General features: G+C 69.6%; 14 protein-coding genes. All 14 read right to left on the bottom strand.

What is annotated here, in order from left to right:
• Positions 1 to 2: 2 nt before the first annotated feature.
• On the bottom strand, positions 3 to 2,864 hold the full coding sequence (gene fdhF, locus MKL11_RS29090) for a formate dehydrogenase subunit alpha (protein WP_243950112.1): 2,862 nt from the start codon (positions 2,862 to 2,864) through the stop codon (positions 3 to 5).
• Between the two features lie 10 nt (positions 2,865 to 2,874).
• Complete coding sequence (locus tag MKL11_RS29095) at positions 2,875 to 4,434, bottom strand: formate dehydrogenase beta subunit (RefSeq protein WP_243950114.1); 1,560 nt, start codon at positions 4,432 to 4,434, stop codon at positions 2,875 to 2,877.
• A complete protein-coding gene (locus MKL11_RS29100; RefSeq protein WP_243950115.1) occupies positions 4,431 to 4,916 on the bottom strand; it encodes a formate dehydrogenase subunit gamma in 486 nt (161 codons plus the stop codon). Before MKL11_RS29100 ends, MKL11_RS29095 begins: the two co-directional genes overlap by 4 nt.
• Positions 4,917 to 5,173: 257 nt before the next feature.
• A complete protein-coding gene (locus MKL11_RS29105; RefSeq protein WP_243950223.1) occupies positions 5,174 to 5,830 on the bottom strand; it encodes a glutathione S-transferase family protein in 657 nt (218 codons plus the stop codon).
• Positions 5,831 to 5,945: 115 nt separating this feature from the next.
• Positions 5,946 to 6,368 (bottom strand): cytochrome c-type biogenesis protein, encoded by a 423-nt coding sequence (locus MKL11_RS29110; protein WP_243950116.1) that lies wholly within the window; start codon positions 6,366 to 6,368, stop codon positions 5,946 to 5,948.
• Between the two features lie 236 nt (positions 6,369 to 6,604).
• Positions 6,605 to 8,611, bottom strand: coding sequence for a heme lyase CcmF/NrfE family subunit (locus tag MKL11_RS29115; protein WP_243950117.1), 2,007 nt, complete (start codon positions 8,609 to 8,611; stop codon positions 6,605 to 6,607).
• A gap of 10 nt (positions 8,612 to 8,621) precedes the next feature.
• Positions 8,622 to 9,131, bottom strand: coding sequence for a cytochrome c maturation protein CcmE (ccmE, locus tag MKL11_RS29120; RefSeq protein ID WP_243950118.1), 510 nt, complete (start codon positions 9,129 to 9,131; stop codon positions 8,622 to 8,624).
• Positions 9,132 to 9,275: 144 nt separating this feature from the next.
• On the bottom strand, positions 9,276 to 10,760 hold the full coding sequence (gene ccmI, locus MKL11_RS29125) for a c-type cytochrome biogenesis protein CcmI (RefSeq protein WP_243950119.1): 1,485 nt from the start codon (positions 10,758 to 10,760) through the stop codon (positions 9,276 to 9,278).
• A 190-nt stretch (positions 10,761 to 10,950) separates the two neighbouring features.
• The gene (locus tag MKL11_RS29130; protein WP_243950120.1) at positions 10,951 to 11,124 is read right to left on the bottom strand and encodes a hypothetical protein; all 174 of its coding nucleotides are present in this window, start codon (positions 11,122 to 11,124) and stop codon (positions 10,951 to 10,953) included.
• A gap of 38 nt (positions 11,125 to 11,162) precedes the next feature.
• Positions 11,163 to 11,681 carry a hypothetical protein gene (locus MKL11_RS29135; RefSeq protein WP_243950121.1) on the bottom strand — a complete coding sequence of 173 codons (519 nt, stop codon included), beginning with the start codon at positions 11,679 to 11,681 and terminating at the stop codon, positions 11,163 to 11,165.
• A 105-nt stretch (positions 11,682 to 11,786) separates the two neighbouring features.
• Positions 11,787 to 13,205 carry a sensor histidine kinase gene (locus tag MKL11_RS29140; RefSeq protein ID WP_243950122.1) on the bottom strand — a complete coding sequence of 473 codons (1,419 nt, stop codon included), beginning with the start codon at positions 13,203 to 13,205 and terminating at the stop codon, positions 11,787 to 11,789.
• Positions 13,206 to 13,219: 14 nt separating this feature from the next.
• Positions 13,220 to 14,383: a 2-methylaconitate cis-trans isomerase PrpF family protein gene (locus tag MKL11_RS29145; RefSeq protein WP_243950123.1), complete on the bottom strand. Its 1,164-nt coding sequence runs from the start codon at positions 14,381 to 14,383 to the stop codon at positions 13,220 to 13,222.
• Positions 14,380 to 15,057, bottom strand: coding sequence for a response regulator transcription factor (locus tag MKL11_RS29150; RefSeq protein WP_243950124.1), 678 nt, complete (start codon positions 15,055 to 15,057; stop codon positions 14,380 to 14,382). The genes MKL11_RS29145 and MKL11_RS29150 overlap by 4 nt, the downstream gene beginning before the upstream one ends.
• Before the next feature lie 35 nt (positions 15,058 to 15,092).
• Entirely contained in the window at positions 15,093 to 15,464 is a 372-nt protein-coding gene (locus MKL11_RS29155; RefSeq protein ID WP_243950125.1) for a PepSY domain-containing protein, read from the bottom strand.
• Positions 15,465 to 15,640 lie beyond the last annotated feature (176 nt).

Here is a 15,640-nt window from a genome sequence, read left to right on the forward strand (position 1 = left end):
CCTCACTCCGCCGCGTCGAGGCGCTGGGCGATCCGGGTCAGCGAAAAGTCCTCCTCGTAGAACTTCGCCTGCCAGTCGGACGGCCGGTTGGTCCGCCGGACCTGCACCGCGGTCACCTTGTATTCCGGGCAGTTGGTGGCCCAGTCGGAGTAGTCGGTGGTGATGACGTTGGCACCGGTCTTGGCGTGGTGGAACGTGGTGTAGACCACCCCCGGCTGCATCCGCTCCGAGACCTTGGCCTTCAGGGCGATGTCGCCGGACCGGCTCTCCAGGGAGACCAGATCGCCCTCGACGATGCCGCGCAGCTCCGCGTCGAACGGGTGGATCTCCAGCACGTCCTCCTCGTGCCAGCGCGAGTTCTCGGTACGCCGGGTCTGCGCGCCGACATTGTATTGGGACAGGATCCGGCCCGTGGTCAGGATCAGCGGGAACTTCGCCCCCGTGCGCTCCTCGGTGGCCACGAACTCGGTGATCATGAACCGACCCTTGCCGCGGACGAACCGGTCCACGTGCATCATCGGGGTGCCGAGCGGCGCCTTCTCGTTGCAGGGCCACTGCACCGAGCCCAGCTCGTCGAGCTTGGCGTAGGACACGCCGGTGAAGCTCGGGGTCAGGTCGGCGATCTCGTCCATGATCTCGGACGGGTGGCTGTATTCCATCTTGTAGCCGAGCGCGTTGGAGAGCAGCACCGTGCCCTCCCAGTCGCCGTAGCCGCCCATCGGGGGCATCACCTTGCGCACGCGGGAGATGCGGCGCTCGGCATTGGTGAAGGTGCCGTCCTTCTCCAGGAACGAGGCGCCCGGCAGGAAGACGTGGGCGTATTTCGCGGTCTCGTTCAGGAACAGGTCCTGGATGACGATGCACTCCATCGCCTTCAGGCCGGACGTGACATGGTGCGTGTCCGGATCCGACTGCGCGATGTCCTCGCCCTGGATGTACAGGCCCTTGAACGCGCCATCGACGGCCTCGTCGAGCATGTTGGTGATGCGCAGGCCCGGCGCGCCGTCGAGCTTGGCGCCCCAGAGAGCCTCGAAGCTCTCGCGGGTGGCGTCGTCCGAGACGTGGCGGTAGCCGGTGAGCTCGTGCGGGAACGAGCCCATGTCGCAGGAGCCCTGGACGTTGTTCTGGCCGCGCAGCGGGTTCACGCCGGCGCCGAGCTTGCCGATGTTGCCGGTGGCCATGGCGATGTTGGCCATGCCCATCACCATGGTCGAGCCCTGGCTATGCTCGGTGACGCCCAGCCCGTAATAGATGCCGGCCGCGCCGCCCGTGGCGTAGAGCCGGGCCGCGGCGCGGACCTCGGCCGGGTCGAGGCCGGTGAACTGCTGCTGCGCCTCGGGGGAGTGACGTTCCTCGGCGATGAACCGGGCCCAAGTCTCGAACTCGGCGAGATCGCAGCGCTCGCGGACATAGGCCTCGTCGATCAGCCCCTCGGTGACGATCACGTGCGCCAGCGAGTTGATGAAGGCGACATTGGAGCCGGGCTTCAGCGGCAGGTGGAAGTCGGCCTTGATGTGGGGCGACTTCACGAGGTCGATCTTTCTGGGATCGGCAACGATCAGCTTGGCGCCCTGGCGCAGGCGCTTCTTCATCCGCGAGCCGAAGACCGGGTGGCCGTCGGTCGGGTTGGCGCCGATCACCAGGATCACGTCGGACTTCTCGACCGACTTGAAGTCCTGGGTGCCGGCCGAGGTGCCGAGCGTCGACATCAGGCCGTAGCCGGTCGGCGAGTGGCAGACCCGGGCGCAGGTATCGACGTTGTTGTTGCCGAAGGCGGCGCGCACCAGCTTCTGGACGAGGTAGGCCTCCTCGTTCGTGCAGCGCGACGAGGTGATGCCGCCGACCGAGTCCTTTCCGTATGTCGCCTGGATGCGCTTGAACTCGGAGGCGGCGCGGTCGATCGCCTCCTCCCAGGACACTTCGCGCCAGGGATCCGTGATCTTGGCGCGGATCATCGGCTTGGTGATGCGGTCCTTGTGAGTGGCGTAGCCGTAGGCGAAGCGGCCCTTGACGCAGCTATGGCCCTCATTGGCCTTGCCGCCCTTGTAGGGCACCATGCGGACGACGCGGGTGCCCTGCATCTCGGCCTTGAACGAGCAGCCGACGCCGCAATACGCGCAGGTCGTCACCTCCGCGTGCTCGGGCTGGCCGAACTCATGGATCGACTTCTCCTGGAGGGTCGCGGTCGGGCAGGCCTGCACGCAGGCGCCGCAGGAGACGCACTCCGATTCCATGAAGTTGGTCGGGCCGGCCGCCACGCGGCTGTCGAAGCCGCGGCCGGCGATGGTCAGCGCGAAGGTGCCCTGCACCTCCTCGCAGGCGCGGACGCAGCGGTTGCAGACGATGCACTTCGCCGGGTCGTAGGTGAAGTACGGGTTCGACTCGTCCTTCGGGAGGTATTTTTCCGCTGTCGGCACGACGTGGTTGTCGCCCTCGTAGCCGTAGCGCACGTCGCGGAGGCCGACGACGCCCGCCATGTCCTGCAATTCGCAATCGCCGTTGGCGGCGCAGGTGAGGCAGGTCAGCGGGTGATCGGAGATGTAGAGCTCCATCACGCCCTTGCGGAGCTTGGCCAGCTTGTCGGTCTGCGTGCGCACGACCATGCCGTTCTCCGCCGGCGTGGTGCAGGAGGCCGGCGTGCCGCGACGCCCCTCGATCTCGACGAGGCAGAGCCGGCAGGAGCCGAACGGCTCCAGGCTGTCGGTGGCACACAGCTTCGGGATCTGGGTGCCGGCATGCATCGCCGCCGCCATCACGGAGGTTCCGGCTGGAACCGTCACGTCCATGCCGTCGATCGTCAGGGTGACGGTCTGCTCGGCGACGCGGATCGGCGTGCCGTAGTCGATCTCTTTGATGAGGGCCATGGAAGCCTCCTCACTCGGCCGCGGCAGGCAGCGAGCCCGCGCGGACAAAATCCTCGGGGAAATGGGTGATCGCGCTCATCACGGGCATCGGCGTCAGCCCGCCCATGGCGCAGAGCGACCCATCGGTCATGACCTCGCAGAGATCCTCGATCAGCTTGAGGTTCGTCTCCGGCCGGATGCCGGCGATGACCTTGTCCATGGTCTCGACGCCACGGGTCGCGCCGATGCGGCACGGGGTGCACTTGCCGCAGGATTCGGTGGCGCAGAACTCGAAGGCGAAGCGCGCCTGGCTCGCCATGTCGACAGTGTCGTCGAACACCACAATGCCGCCATGGCCGACGAGGCCCTTCTTGGCCGCCATCGCCTCGTAATCCAGCGGCGTGTCGAGGAGATGGTCGGGGAAGTAGGCCCCGAGCGGCCCGCCGACCTGCACGGCCCGCACCGGCCTCCCCGAGCGGGTGCCGCCGCCGTAATCCTCGATCACCTCGCGGAGCGTCACCCCGAAGGCGAGCTCGATCAGGCCGCCATGCTTGATATTGCCGGCGAGCTGGATCGGCAGGGTGCCGAGCGAGCGGCCCATGCCGTAATCGGCGTAGGCCCCGGCGCCGTTCTCGAGGATCCACGGCACGGCCGTGAAGGTCATGACGTTGTTGACGAGCGTCGGCTTGCCCAAGAAGCCCTTGAGCGCCGGGATCGGCGGCTTGGCGCGCACGATGCCGCGCTTGCCCTCCAGGCTCTCCAGCAGCGAGGTCTCCTCGCCGCAGATATAGGCGCCCGCCCCCAGCCGCACTTCCAGGTGGAAGGTCTTGCCCGAGCCCAGGATGTTCTCGCCGAGCACCCCGGCCTGAATGCCGTTGGCGATCGCCTCCTTAAGAGTGGCGTAAGCCTGCGGGTATTCGGAGCGCAGGTAGATGTAGCCGCGGGTCGCGCCGGTGGCGACGGCCGCGATGGTCATCCCCTCGATGAGGTTGAAGGGGTCGCCCTCCATCATCATCCGGTCGGCGAAGGTGCCGGAATCGCCCTCGTCGGCGTTGCAGACGACGTATTTCTGCTCGCTCTTGGCGAGCATCACGGTGTTCCACTTGATGCCCGCCGGGAAGCCTGCGCCGCCGCGGCCGCGCAGGCCGGAATCGCGCACGGCGGCGACGATGCCCTCGGCGTCGAGCTTCAGCGCGGCCTCGAGCCCACGATAGCCGCCATGGGCCCGGTAATCGGTCACCGAGACCGGATCGATCACGCCGCAGCGCTGGAAGGTCAGGCGCTGCTGCCGGGCGAGGAACGGAATTTTTTGGGGATCGCCGAGTCGGAGCGGGTGATCGCCGCCGGTGGCGAGGCCGGCATCGAGCAGGGCGTCGACATCCGAGACCTTGACCGGCCCATAGGCGATCCGGCCCTCGGGCGTGGCGACCTCCACCATCGGCTCCAGCCAGAACAGGCCGCGCGAGCCGGTGCGCACGATGGTCACGTCGAGGCCGCGGCGCTCGGCGCCGGCAAACAGCGCCCGGGCAACCTTGTTGGCGCCGAGGCCGAGGGCCACGGCGTCCCGGGGGACGTAAAGGGTGACGCTCACTGGCGGGTCTCCCGCTTGGTTTCGGCCAGCGCCTCGTCGAGGGCGTCGGCGGTCAGGTGGGCCACCGGCTCGCCGTCGATGAGGGCCGCGGGGCCGTTGGCGCAGAGGCCCAGGCAGTAGACCGGCTCGACCGTGGCGCTGCCGTCGGCAGTGGTCTCGTGCCAGCCGCAGCCGAGGCGGCCCAGAATCTCGCGGTGGAGCTTGTCCGAACCCATGGCCTGGCAAGCCTCGGCCCGGCACAGCTTCACCTCATGGCGGCCGGCCGGATGCGCCCGGAAATCATGGTAGAAGGTGATGCAGCCATGCACCTCGGCGCGCGACAGGTTCAGCGCGTCGGCGATCAGCGGCACGGCGCCGCCGTCGACGTAGCCGAAGGTCTCCTGCAACGCGTGCAGGATCGGCAGCGTCGCGCCTTCGAGATGGGTATGCTCCGCAATGATCCCGGTGGCGCGTTCCGCGCTCCAGGGCTCGTGACGCGCCATGGTTTCCAGCCCAGTCTGTTCCTTTTCTAAAGCGAAGTGGAACAGAAATGCCGAACTCCATCAATCGTGCAGTCCGGTGGACCGACAAAGGATCTCTGTCGAGCTGTCACTTGCGCGAAGGCCGCAGGCGAAAATCCTGGTAAGCCTCTTGTATTAGGCCTTTTTCTTAAGCCGTCCGTCCGCCGGACATTCTTGCGTGCGGCGCAACATGGTCTTGTGCCCTGCAAGAAATTGCATTCGCCGCGCGGCCCGACGTGTCAGAACTCCATGTCGAGCTCTTCGATCTCGTCCGGCTCGTCGGCGGCGGCCTCCGCCCATTCGATCATCAGCGGCCAGTGCAGGATCGTGTCGCGATAGGCAGCGGCCCGGGGCGGCAGCGCCACGTCGTAGGTGCGGAAGCGCGTGCAGACCGGAGCGTACAGCGCGTCGGCGAGGCCGGGGCGCTCGCCGAACAGGAACGGGCCGTCGTAGCGGTCCAGGCAATCGTCGAAGATCGTGACGATGCGCTCGATATCGGCCTTCGCACCGTTGAACACCCGGAACCCCGGATGGAAGGCGCGCAGGTTCATCGGCAGGGCCGAGCGCAGGTTGACGAAGCCGGAATGCATCTCGCCGGCGATCGAGCGGCAATGGGCGCGCTCGGCGATGTCGCGCGGAAGGAAGCCGGCCTGCGGGAACGTCTCGTTGAGATATTCGGCGATGGCGAGGGTGTCCCAGACCACCACGTCGCCGTGGCGCAGGCGCGGCACGAGGAAGGACGGCGACAGGTGCAGCAGCTCGGCACGGCTGGTAGCGTCCGTGCCCGACAGGACTTCCGTATCGAAGTCGAGACCCGCCATCCGGCAGATCAGCCAGCCCCGCAGGGACCAAGAGGAATAGTTGCGGCTGGAGATGGTGAGCGTGGCGGCGGTCATCGTCTTCACCCCGGGCGCGTCGCCGATCATGCGATCGGCTCTGCCGGATCCAAGACTCGTGCCGAAGCAAAGACTCGTGCCGATTCGATCCGGGCGAATCGCGATGCGCCCGATCCTATTCCCGTCGCAGCAGCGCGGCGACCTCCGCCTGCTCGGCCGCCGACAGGGTCCGGACCGGCGCCGCCGGCCGGCGGCGGGCGAGGCGCCAGATCCCGAACCCGCCGAGCAGCACCGCCAGGATCGGGGTCAGCCAGAGCAGCAGCGTGTGCAGGGCGAAGACCGGCCGCAGCAGCACGAACTCGCCGTAGCGGTCGACGACATAGCGCAGCACAGCCGGGTCGGTGTCGCCCTTCTGCAGGCGCTCGCGCACGATCACGCGCAGGTCCTTGGCCAGCGGCGCGTCGGAATCGTCGATCGACTGGTTCTGGCAGACGAGGCAGCGGAGTTCCGACGAGATTTCCCGGGCGCGATGCTCCAGCGCCGGATCCTTCAGCACCTCGTCGGGCTGGACGGCGTGGGCCGGGGCAGCGAACGCCAAGACGGTAAGGAGCGCGAAGACGAGGCGGATGCGTATATGCGCATCCCCTCCCCCCTTTGCGGGGGAGGGTACCCCGCGGAGCAGGGGGGGAGAGGGGCAGCGCGACGACAGAGGATGAGGCTCCCGGCGCGCCCCTTCCGGCAGCGTCGCTCCCCTGTCCCGACCCGGCCTGACGGCCGGCCCACCCTCCCCCGCAGAGGGGGGAGGGAGAGCTGCACGGGCCTTCATATCCACCATCACTCGGCCGGCACCGCGGCCGCGGTCGGCATCGCCCGGGCCCGCGCCTTGGCCGGGACGCCGACGCGCATCCGGCGGTCGGTGAGCGACAGGCCGCCGCCCAGCGCCATGACCACGGCGCCGAGCCAGATCATCAGCACCAGCGGCTTGTAGTAGAGGCGCAGCCCGATTCCGCCGTCCTGACCGATCTCGCCGAGGCTGGCATAGACCTGGCTCGCCCCGATGGTCAGCAGGCCGGACTCCGTCACCGACATCTTGCGGCTCGGGTAGAAGCGCTTGCCGGTCTCGACCCGGCCGACCTCGTCGCCGGAGCGGGTCCGGATCGTCAGGAAGGCCGCGGCCTCCTCGTAGTTCGGGCCGGCGCGGGGCGCGACCCGGTCGAGGGTCGCCGTGTAGGGGCCGGCCGTCAGCGTCTGGCCGGGCTTGAGCGTCGCTAGCCCCTCGGTGGCCCACCCTTGCGCGGCGATGCCGATCACCACCACGCCGACGCCGGCATGGGCGAGCGCGGTGCCCCAGGCCGAGCGCGGCAGGCCGATGGCCCGGCGGCCGATCTGGCCGAGGTCGCGCGTCCGGCTGGACCCGAAGCCCCGGGCCCGGGAGACGATCTCCAGGGCCGAGCCGATCAGCAGGTAGGCGCCGAGCCCGATCCCGACCGGCGCCATCACCGGGCCACCCCAGGTCAGGGCGAGGACCGCGAAGCCGACCGCCAGGGCGACGGCCAGAGCCGCGAACAGGCGCTGCGAGGCGGCGAGCACGTCCCCGCGCTTCCAGGCCAAAGCCTGGCCGAAGGGGACGATCAGCAGGAGCGGGATCGCCAGGGGCACGAAGGTGGCGTTGAAGAAGGGCGGGCCGACGGTGATCTTCTCCCCGGTCAGCATCTCCAGCAGGAGCGGGTAGAGGGTCCCGACCAGCACGGTCGCACAGGCCGCCACGAGAAAGAGGTTGTTGAGGACGAGGGAGCCCTCCCGCGAGATCGGCGCGAACAGGCCGCCCTGCCGCAGCAGCGGCGCCCGCCAGGCGAACAGCGTCAGCGAGCCGCCGATGAACAGCACCAGGATCGCCAGGATGAAGACGCCGCGGGTCGGGTCGGTGGCGAAGGAATGCACCGAGGTGATCACCCCGGAGCGGACCAGGAAGGTGCCGATCAGCGACAGCGAGAAGGTCAGGATGGCGAGCAGCACCGTCCAGACCTTCAGGGCGTCGCGCTTCTCCATGACCACGGTGGAGTGCAGCAGCGCCGTGCCGGCGATCCAGGGCATCAGGGAGGCGTTCTCCACCGGATCCCAGAACCACCAGCCGCCCCAGCCGAGCTCGTAATAGGCCCAGTACGAGCCCATCGCGATGCCGAGCGTCAGGAACGACCAGGCGGTGAGGGTCCAGGGCCGCACCGCGCGCGCCCAGACCGCGTCGATCCGCCCGTCGATCAGGGCGGCCACCGCGAAGGCGAAGCTGATCGAGAAGCCGACATAGCCGATGTAGAGGAGCGGCGGGTGGATCGCGAGACCGGGATCCTGCAGCAGCGGGTTGAGGTCGTTGCCCTCCAGCGGCGCCGGGACCACGCGGCTGAACGGGTTCGAGGTCGTGATGATGAACAGCACGAACACGAAGGTGATCAGGCCCTGCACGCCCAGCGTGTTGGCGCGCAGCCGCGGCGGCACGGAGTTCCGCGCCACCGCCACGCAGGCGCCGAACAGGGTCAGGATCAGGACCCAGAGGAGCATCGAGCCCTCGTGGTTCCCCCAGACACCGGAGATCTTGTAGATCAGCGGCTTCTGCGTGTGCGAGTTCTCGACGACGTTCTGGACCGAGAAGTCCGAGGTCACGTGCGCCCAGGTCAGGGCCGCGAAGGCGAACAGCACGCAGGCGAAGGCGCCGAGCGCCGCCTGCGAGGCGGCTTGGCGCAGGGCCGGATCGCCCGAGCGCGCCGCCCAGACCGGCATCACCATCTGGACGAGGGAGATCGCCAGCGCGAGCGCGAGCGCGAAATGGCCGGTCTCGACGATCATGCCGGTTTCCTTACCGCTCGCTGCGGGGGCCGAGGGTGCCGCCGTTGGAGGCGGTCGTGGGCTGCGGCCCGGCGCCCCCCTTGTTTCCGCCTTCCTGCCAGTGCCCCTGCGCCTTCAGGGCGTCGGCGACCTCACGGGGCATGTACGATTCGTCGTGCTTGGCGAGCACGGTGTCGGCGCGGAACCGGCCGCCCGGCTCCAGCATGCCCTCGGCCACCACGCCCTGGCCCTCGCGGAACAGGTCAGGCAGCAGGCCCTTGTACTGGACCGCGACGGTGGCGTTGGTGTCGGTCACGACGAAATCCACGGTCTGGTCCGGCCCGCGCCGGAGCGAGCCGTCCTTCACCAGTCCGCCGAGGCGCAGGCGGGTGCCGGGGGCGATGCCCTGCTGGGCGATGTCGCTCGGCGAGCGGAAGAACACGATCGAGCCGCTCATCGCGAACAGGATCAACCCCACGGCAAGCGCCAGGACGCTACCGCAGGCGGCGATCAGGATCAGGCGGCGGCTCTTGCGCGTCACGTCTCTTCCACCCCCGGTCCGGCGGACTTCTGCCCGACCAGACCTGAACCGTTCTCATTCTAGCCTTGCAGGGTGTCGGCCCGGTGAGCGCGTCGGTCAAGGGCGCGGGGCGGGACTGATTGTCGTACGAACAGGCACGCGCCGTCAGGGATCGGATCTGGGGGGCAGATCGAGTTCCCGGGCGAGCCCGTCGAGCCGACCCACCGCCTCGGCGTTGGCGGCGAGCGCCATCCGGGCGCGGTCGAGGGCCTTGATCGCCTGATCGCGCTCGCCCAATGCACTGTAGGAGCGCACGAGCCGCAGCCACTCGTCCGGCGTGCCGCCCCGGGCCGCCAAGCGCCGGTCGAGGCCGTCGACCATGCCCCGGATCGCGGCGTCGCGCTCTGCCGGGCCCATCGCCTGCATGGCGGCGGCGGCCGATTCGGTGTCGGAGCGGGGCGTCGGCCCCGCCATGGGCGCGGGCGCCGCGGGCGGCGCCTGGCCGGGATCGAGGCCGAGGATGCGGGCGCCCGCCTCGACCTGGGCGAGGCCCTGCGGATCGCCGGCCAGCGCCACCCGGGCGCGGGCGAGCGCGGCGACCGCCTGATCGCGCTCGCCGAGCACGGCGCGGGAGCGGGTGAGCCGCAGCCACTCGTCGGGGGTGCCGCCGCCGGCCTTGAGCCGAGAATCGAGCCCGTCGACCATGCCGCGGATCGCCGCCTGCTGCTCGGCCGGGATCTTGGGGGCTGCCGGAGTGTCGGCGGGGAGCGCCGGCTCGCCCTTGAGACGGGCGAGGTTCTGCCGGACCAGCCCGAGCCAGGGCGCGTCCGCGGGGCTCGCCGCCTCCAGGGCGGTGAGCTGGCGGATCGCCTCGCCGGTATCGCCGGCCTGCTCGGCCGCGCGCGCGAGATAGAAGCGGGGTTTGGGCGCGTTCGAATCCTTGGCCAGCGCCTTCTCGAACAGGACCTTGGCCTCGGGCGAGACGGTGCCCTCGCGGGCCGCCGTCAGGGCCTCGCCCCAATCGGCCAGGGTGTCGGCGGTCTCGCCCTTCAGCCGGGCGATGTTGGCGAAGGCGCGGGCCGCATCGTCGAACCGGCCGGTGCGCATGTAGACCGGGGCGAGCACGGCCCAGCCGCGGGCGTCGTTCGGGTCGCGGGCCAGCCGCGCCTCGATCTGGCCGACCGCCTTCATCAGGTCCTCGGTGCCGCCGCGGGCGGCCTGCCGGTCGGCATCGGTCTGCGCCGGCAGTTCGGGCGAGCCGTAGAGGCCGTAGGCGATCAGCGCGACGAGGGGGATCGTGGACAGCGCGAAGGCGGAGGCCGCCCGGCGCCGGCGCAGCCGCGGCTCGGCCGGGCGCGCGGCCTCGTCCGCGACGGCATCCGACGCGTCGTGCCGGGCCTCGCGGCTCGCCCGCAGGAGCCGGCGGGCCGCCTCGGCGCGGGCGGTCTCCGCCTCGTCCGGCGCGATCAGGCCGCGCTCCTGGTCGCGGGCGATCTCGGCGATCTGGTCCTCGTAGAAGGCGGTCTCGGTATCGATGCCGGAGCCGCCCGCCTCGCCGGCCGGAACGGCGGTGCGCCGCGACATCGGCCAGAGCAGGCCGAGCACGGTCGCCGCGGTCATGCCCGCCAGGATGAACCAGATCGCCGTCATCGAAACTCGGAAACTCTGCCGTGGCCCAGTCGGGGAAGGCCTCCCACGATAGGCCACAGGACGGATTGATCGTTTCGCCGCTCAACCCGGTCGGCGCGAGACTTCGCTTGCGGGCCCGGTCCCGCAAAAGCAATAAAAAACCCCGCTCGGGCGGGGTCTTCGAACGTCGCAGCCTCAGGCATCGCCGCGGTCAGGCATGCTTGCCGCCATCCGCCCGGCGCCCCACGCGAAGACGGTCCAGTTGCTTCACGGCCCGCTTGCGATCCCGGGCCGAGGTATCGGCATCGCGAGTCCGGACGCCATCGAAGACGCGGTCACTGACGTAGTGGTCGTCGCTGCGCGGATGCCGCAGGGTGGTTGTCATGGCATCCTCCTGAGCGATCGATATCCTCCACACGGATCTCAGACTGTCAACTCTCGTCTTAAGACCCAGAACCTTCGCCCCCAAAGATCCGTTCCAGTTTCTATTACCACATATCCTTTCTGTTCTAGCGTCTGCGTCAACAAAACATCCTTCCGCAGCGCCTTCTCCGGCGGATTGCGAGACTTTGTGACGCGGTAGATCACCCGCGGCCGCACGTGAGCGACCAGCACGCGCAAGCAGGCTGCAACGATCGGCATGATGAGGGGCCGACAAGCATCAGGCAGGTAAGGCCGTGCGTAGGTCCGATCCTGCGTCTCAAAGGTGGGCGCGTCATCCGACAGGCTGACTATCAGGATCGTAAACGAGAATTCGTGAAACGACGTGATGTCCAGACGCGGCAAGGTCGCTTGCATGTCTGAAAGCCGCGACTCGACCTGAACCAACCTATCGGTGACCTCGCAATAGGCGACCGGCACAAGCACCATGTGCGCCGCGTCCCCGTCTCCTTCAACACTGAACGAGGTCGGCACCCCCGAGATGAGGGAAACGAACGTCAAGATCTGATTCCACCGAAGGGCCTACACCGCAGGCATCGCGGGAAGGTCAGGCTGTAAGATCGCCAGCGTCAAGATCGCAGCATGTGCTGCTCGACCCAAGCACCATCAGTGGCTGGCCGCCCCGACGGGCGCGTCGCCCGGCACTTCCAGGACCGCCCGCAGGCCGCCGAGGCTCGCCTGCTCCAGGGTGAAACGCCCCCGGTACAGGGTGGCGAGATCCGCCACGATGGAGAGGCCGAGCCCGGATCCGGGCTTGGATTCGTCGAGGCGCCGGCCGCGGCCGAGCACGGCCTGGCGGGCCTCCGGGGGCAGGCCCGGGCCGTCATCCTCGATGGCGACCACGAGGTGGGGATAATCGTGCTTGGCCACCGCCTCGGCCCGGATCGCCACCCGGCCGTGGGCCCATTTCGAGGCGTTGTCGACGAGGTTGCCGACCATCTCCTCGAAATCCTGGCGCTCGCCCCGGAAGCGCAGGCCGGGGGGCACGTGGACGTCGTAGGCGATGTCCTTGTCCCGATAGATCTTCCCGAACGTGCGCACGAGGCCGGCCAGGGCCGGCTCGACCTCCGTCGACGTGCCGAGGGTTCCGGCCAGGGCGGCGGCACGGGCACGATCGAGGTGGTAGTTCACCTGGTCGCGCATCACCGCGGCCTGCTCGCGGATTTTTTGGGACAGTTCCTCGGGGGCGTCCGAGGCGCCGACCTCGTTGACGATGATCGAAAGCGGCGTCTTGAGGGCGTGGGCGAGGTTGCCGACCTGGGTGCGGGCGCGCTCCAGGATCTCCCGGTTGGTCTCGATCAGGAGATTCACCTCGCCGGTGAGCGGGGCGATGTCGCGCGGATAGGTGCCGGTGATGCGGTCGGCCTCGCCCCGGCGCACGGTACCCAGCGCGGCGCGCATCTTCTTCAGGGGCGCGAGGCCGAACCGGATCTGCAGCAGGGTGGTGATCGCCAGCGACAGGCCCAGCAGCCCGAACGTGATGGTGAGCGAGTTCCGGAACCGATCGACATCGTTGACGATCTCGTCGGCGGGGCCGGCCACCCGCACCGTGTAGCGGCCCTCCTCGCCGAGATCGACGTCGCGCTCCATGATGCGCAGGAGGCGCCCGTCCTGGCCCTTGCCGTAGCCCTGCCGGATCTGCCCGACCCCGACCTTGCCGTCGGCATCGGTGGCCGGCCCCAGCGGCACGCCGACCAGCGAGCGGGAGGTGCGCAGGTCCCGGGGCTTCGCGTCGGGCTTGCCGACCTGCCAGTACCAGCCGGACAGCGGCAGGTCGAAGCGTGGATCGCCGAGCGAGAAGGTCCGGCTCTCCGGATCGTTGGGCGAGACCAGATCGGTGGCGAGGTTGTTGGTGAAGACCAGGAGCCGGCTGTCGAAGGCGCGCTCGGTGTTCTCGCGGTACAGCGTCGTGAGGATCCAGGCCGCGATCAGCAGGATCGCCGAGCTCGACAGGAACGCCGACACGGCAAGCCGCACCGCGATCGAGCGGCGGCGCAGGGAGAAGAGACCGATCAGGGTTTTCATCGGGACAACCGCACTCACCCCGGCGTCACCGCATCGTAGTACACCGCGCCCCGCATCAGCGGCCGCGCGGTGCGGAAGAACGAGCCGCGCTCCGCCCGCCATCCGTCGCCATCGCGCGTCACGCTGGCGTCGGCGGTGAGGATGCCCGACGGCATGCCGACCCGCAGGGCCGCGTCGCCGGTCGCGTGCGCGACCTCGTGGACCAGGCTGCCCGCGATCCGGGCTGCCACCGCGAGACACAGGGTGGCGGTGAGCGGTAGCGCCTGATGCGGCACGCCGTTCGAGATGACCCGGGCGGTCAGGTCGATGTCGGCGGCGCGGATCGCCGCCCCGGACAGGCTGGACGAATCCTGCGGCGGCGCGACCAGGCCGACGAAGGGCACGTGGACGATCCGTGCGGCGGCCTCCAAGTCGGGAGCGATGCCCATCGCCACGGAGCCGGCCAGGCGAATCCGCGCCAGCCGGTCGAGGAGGCCGGGTACCCCCTCCAGGGCAACGGGCAGCTCGGTGCCGGACAGGCCGAGATCGGCGGCGCGGACGAACACGCAGGCATTGGCCGCGTCCACCAGCGACACCTCGACGGGCCCTAGGCCCGGCACGTCGAGATGCTGCCGGATGGCGCCGGTTGGCAGCAGCCGGCCGGTGGTGGCGCCGCCCGGATCCACGAAGTCGAGGCGGATCGGCGCGCCGGTGCCGGTGACGCCAGGGATCGCCAGGTCGCCGCGGTAGACGGTCCGCCCGTCCCGGACCGCGAACCCGGCCTCGATCCGCTTGCGGGTGTTGGTGTTGTAGATCCGCAATCGCACCGGGCCGTCGGCGGCCTGTACCAGCCCTTCGTCCACGGCGAACGGGCCGATCGCCGAGAGCATGTTGCCGCAATTGCCGGAGAGATCGATCCGCCCCTCGCGGACCACCACCTGCACGAAGGTGTAGTCGATATCGGCATCCGGCCGGGCCGAGGGCTCGACAATGCAGATCTTCGAGACCGAGGAGACGCCCCCGCCCATGCCGTTGAGCTGGCGCCCGAACGGGTCGGGGCTGTCCATGGCGGAGAGGAAGGCCGATTCCCAGGCGGCGATGTCGCCCGGCACGTCCCGGCGATGCAGCATCAGCGCCTTGCTGGTGCCCCCGCGCATGAACACGGCCGGCAGCGTGCCGAGGGCGGGCAGCCCGGTCACACCCGCGCCGGCGGCTGGTTCGGGTCCACCAGGTAGCCCAGCCCGCGCACGGTCTGGATCAGGTCGACCGCGAGCTTCTTGCGCAGGCGGCCGACGAACACCTCGATGGTGTTCGAATCCCGGTCGAAATCCTGGTCGTAGAGGTGCTCGGTCAGCTCGGCGCGGGAAACCACCCGGCCGGTATGGTGCATCAGGTAGGAGAGCAGCCGATATTCGTGGCTGGTCAGCTTCACCTGGGCGCCGTCGACGAACACCTTGCCGGAGCGGGTATCGAGGATGACGGGACCGCAGGCGATCTGGCTGGAAGCGTGGCCGGCCGCCCGGCGCAGCAGCGCCCGGACCCGGGCCATCAGCTCTTCCATATGGAACGGCTTGGTGACGTAGTCGTCGGCGCCGGCATCGAAGCCGTCGACCTTGTCGGACCAGCGGTCCCGCGCCGTGAGGATGATCACCGGCGTCTTCACCCCGGCCCGGCGCCATTTCTGCAGCACCGAGACGCCGTCGGCCTTGGGCAGGCCCATGTCGAGGATGATCGCGTCGTAGGGCTCGCTCTCCCCGAGATAGCCGCCCTCCTCGCCGTCATAGGCCTTGTCGGCGACGTAGCCGGCCTCCTCGAGCGCCGCGACCACCTGCCGGTTGATGTCCCGGTCATCCTCCACGACGAGCAGTCGCACGGCTCACTCCATTCCACTGCGGGTGTGAAGCCCGGTCAGTATTGGCCCACCACCTTGCCGGTGCGGGCGTCCACGATCACGTGCACGAAATGCCCGTCCCGGCGCAAGGCGGTCAGCATGTAGACGAGGCCGTCCTCGTGACGGCACAGGCTCGCGCGCTGGATCTCGGCCCGGGGGATCACGGTGCGCGCCGCCCGGATCGCCGCCACCGGGGCGATCACCCGGCGCTCGCCGACCTCCTCGCGCATGTCGGCCGGCGACAGGCAGGTCTCGATCCGCAGGGGCGTCGGATCCGCCACGGGGGCGGCCTGGCCGGCCGGCCCGTCATCGGCCATGGAGCCGAGGCCGCTGGCGGCAAGCGCCGCGGCGGTCAGGCTGATGGCGACAAGGGCGATGGCGTAGCGCATTGCCAGACAATGAGCGCCGAGGGCACTGAATGCCCCCTGAATACGGAGCTGTAGATCCGACGACGCGCGATCGGCGGGCTGTCGGCTCCGTGGAAACGGGAACGGTTTGATCGCGGACGGCATCGTCCGGCACTACGGCCGACGGGCTTTCCCGGTTCCACCGCGCGGGCCGTGCC

Origin of the sequence: Methylobacterium sp. J-077 (assembly GCF_022829365.1) — a bacterium.
Classification (GTDB): Bacteria; Pseudomonadota; Alphaproteobacteria; order Rhizobiales; family Beijerinckiaceae; genus Methylobacterium.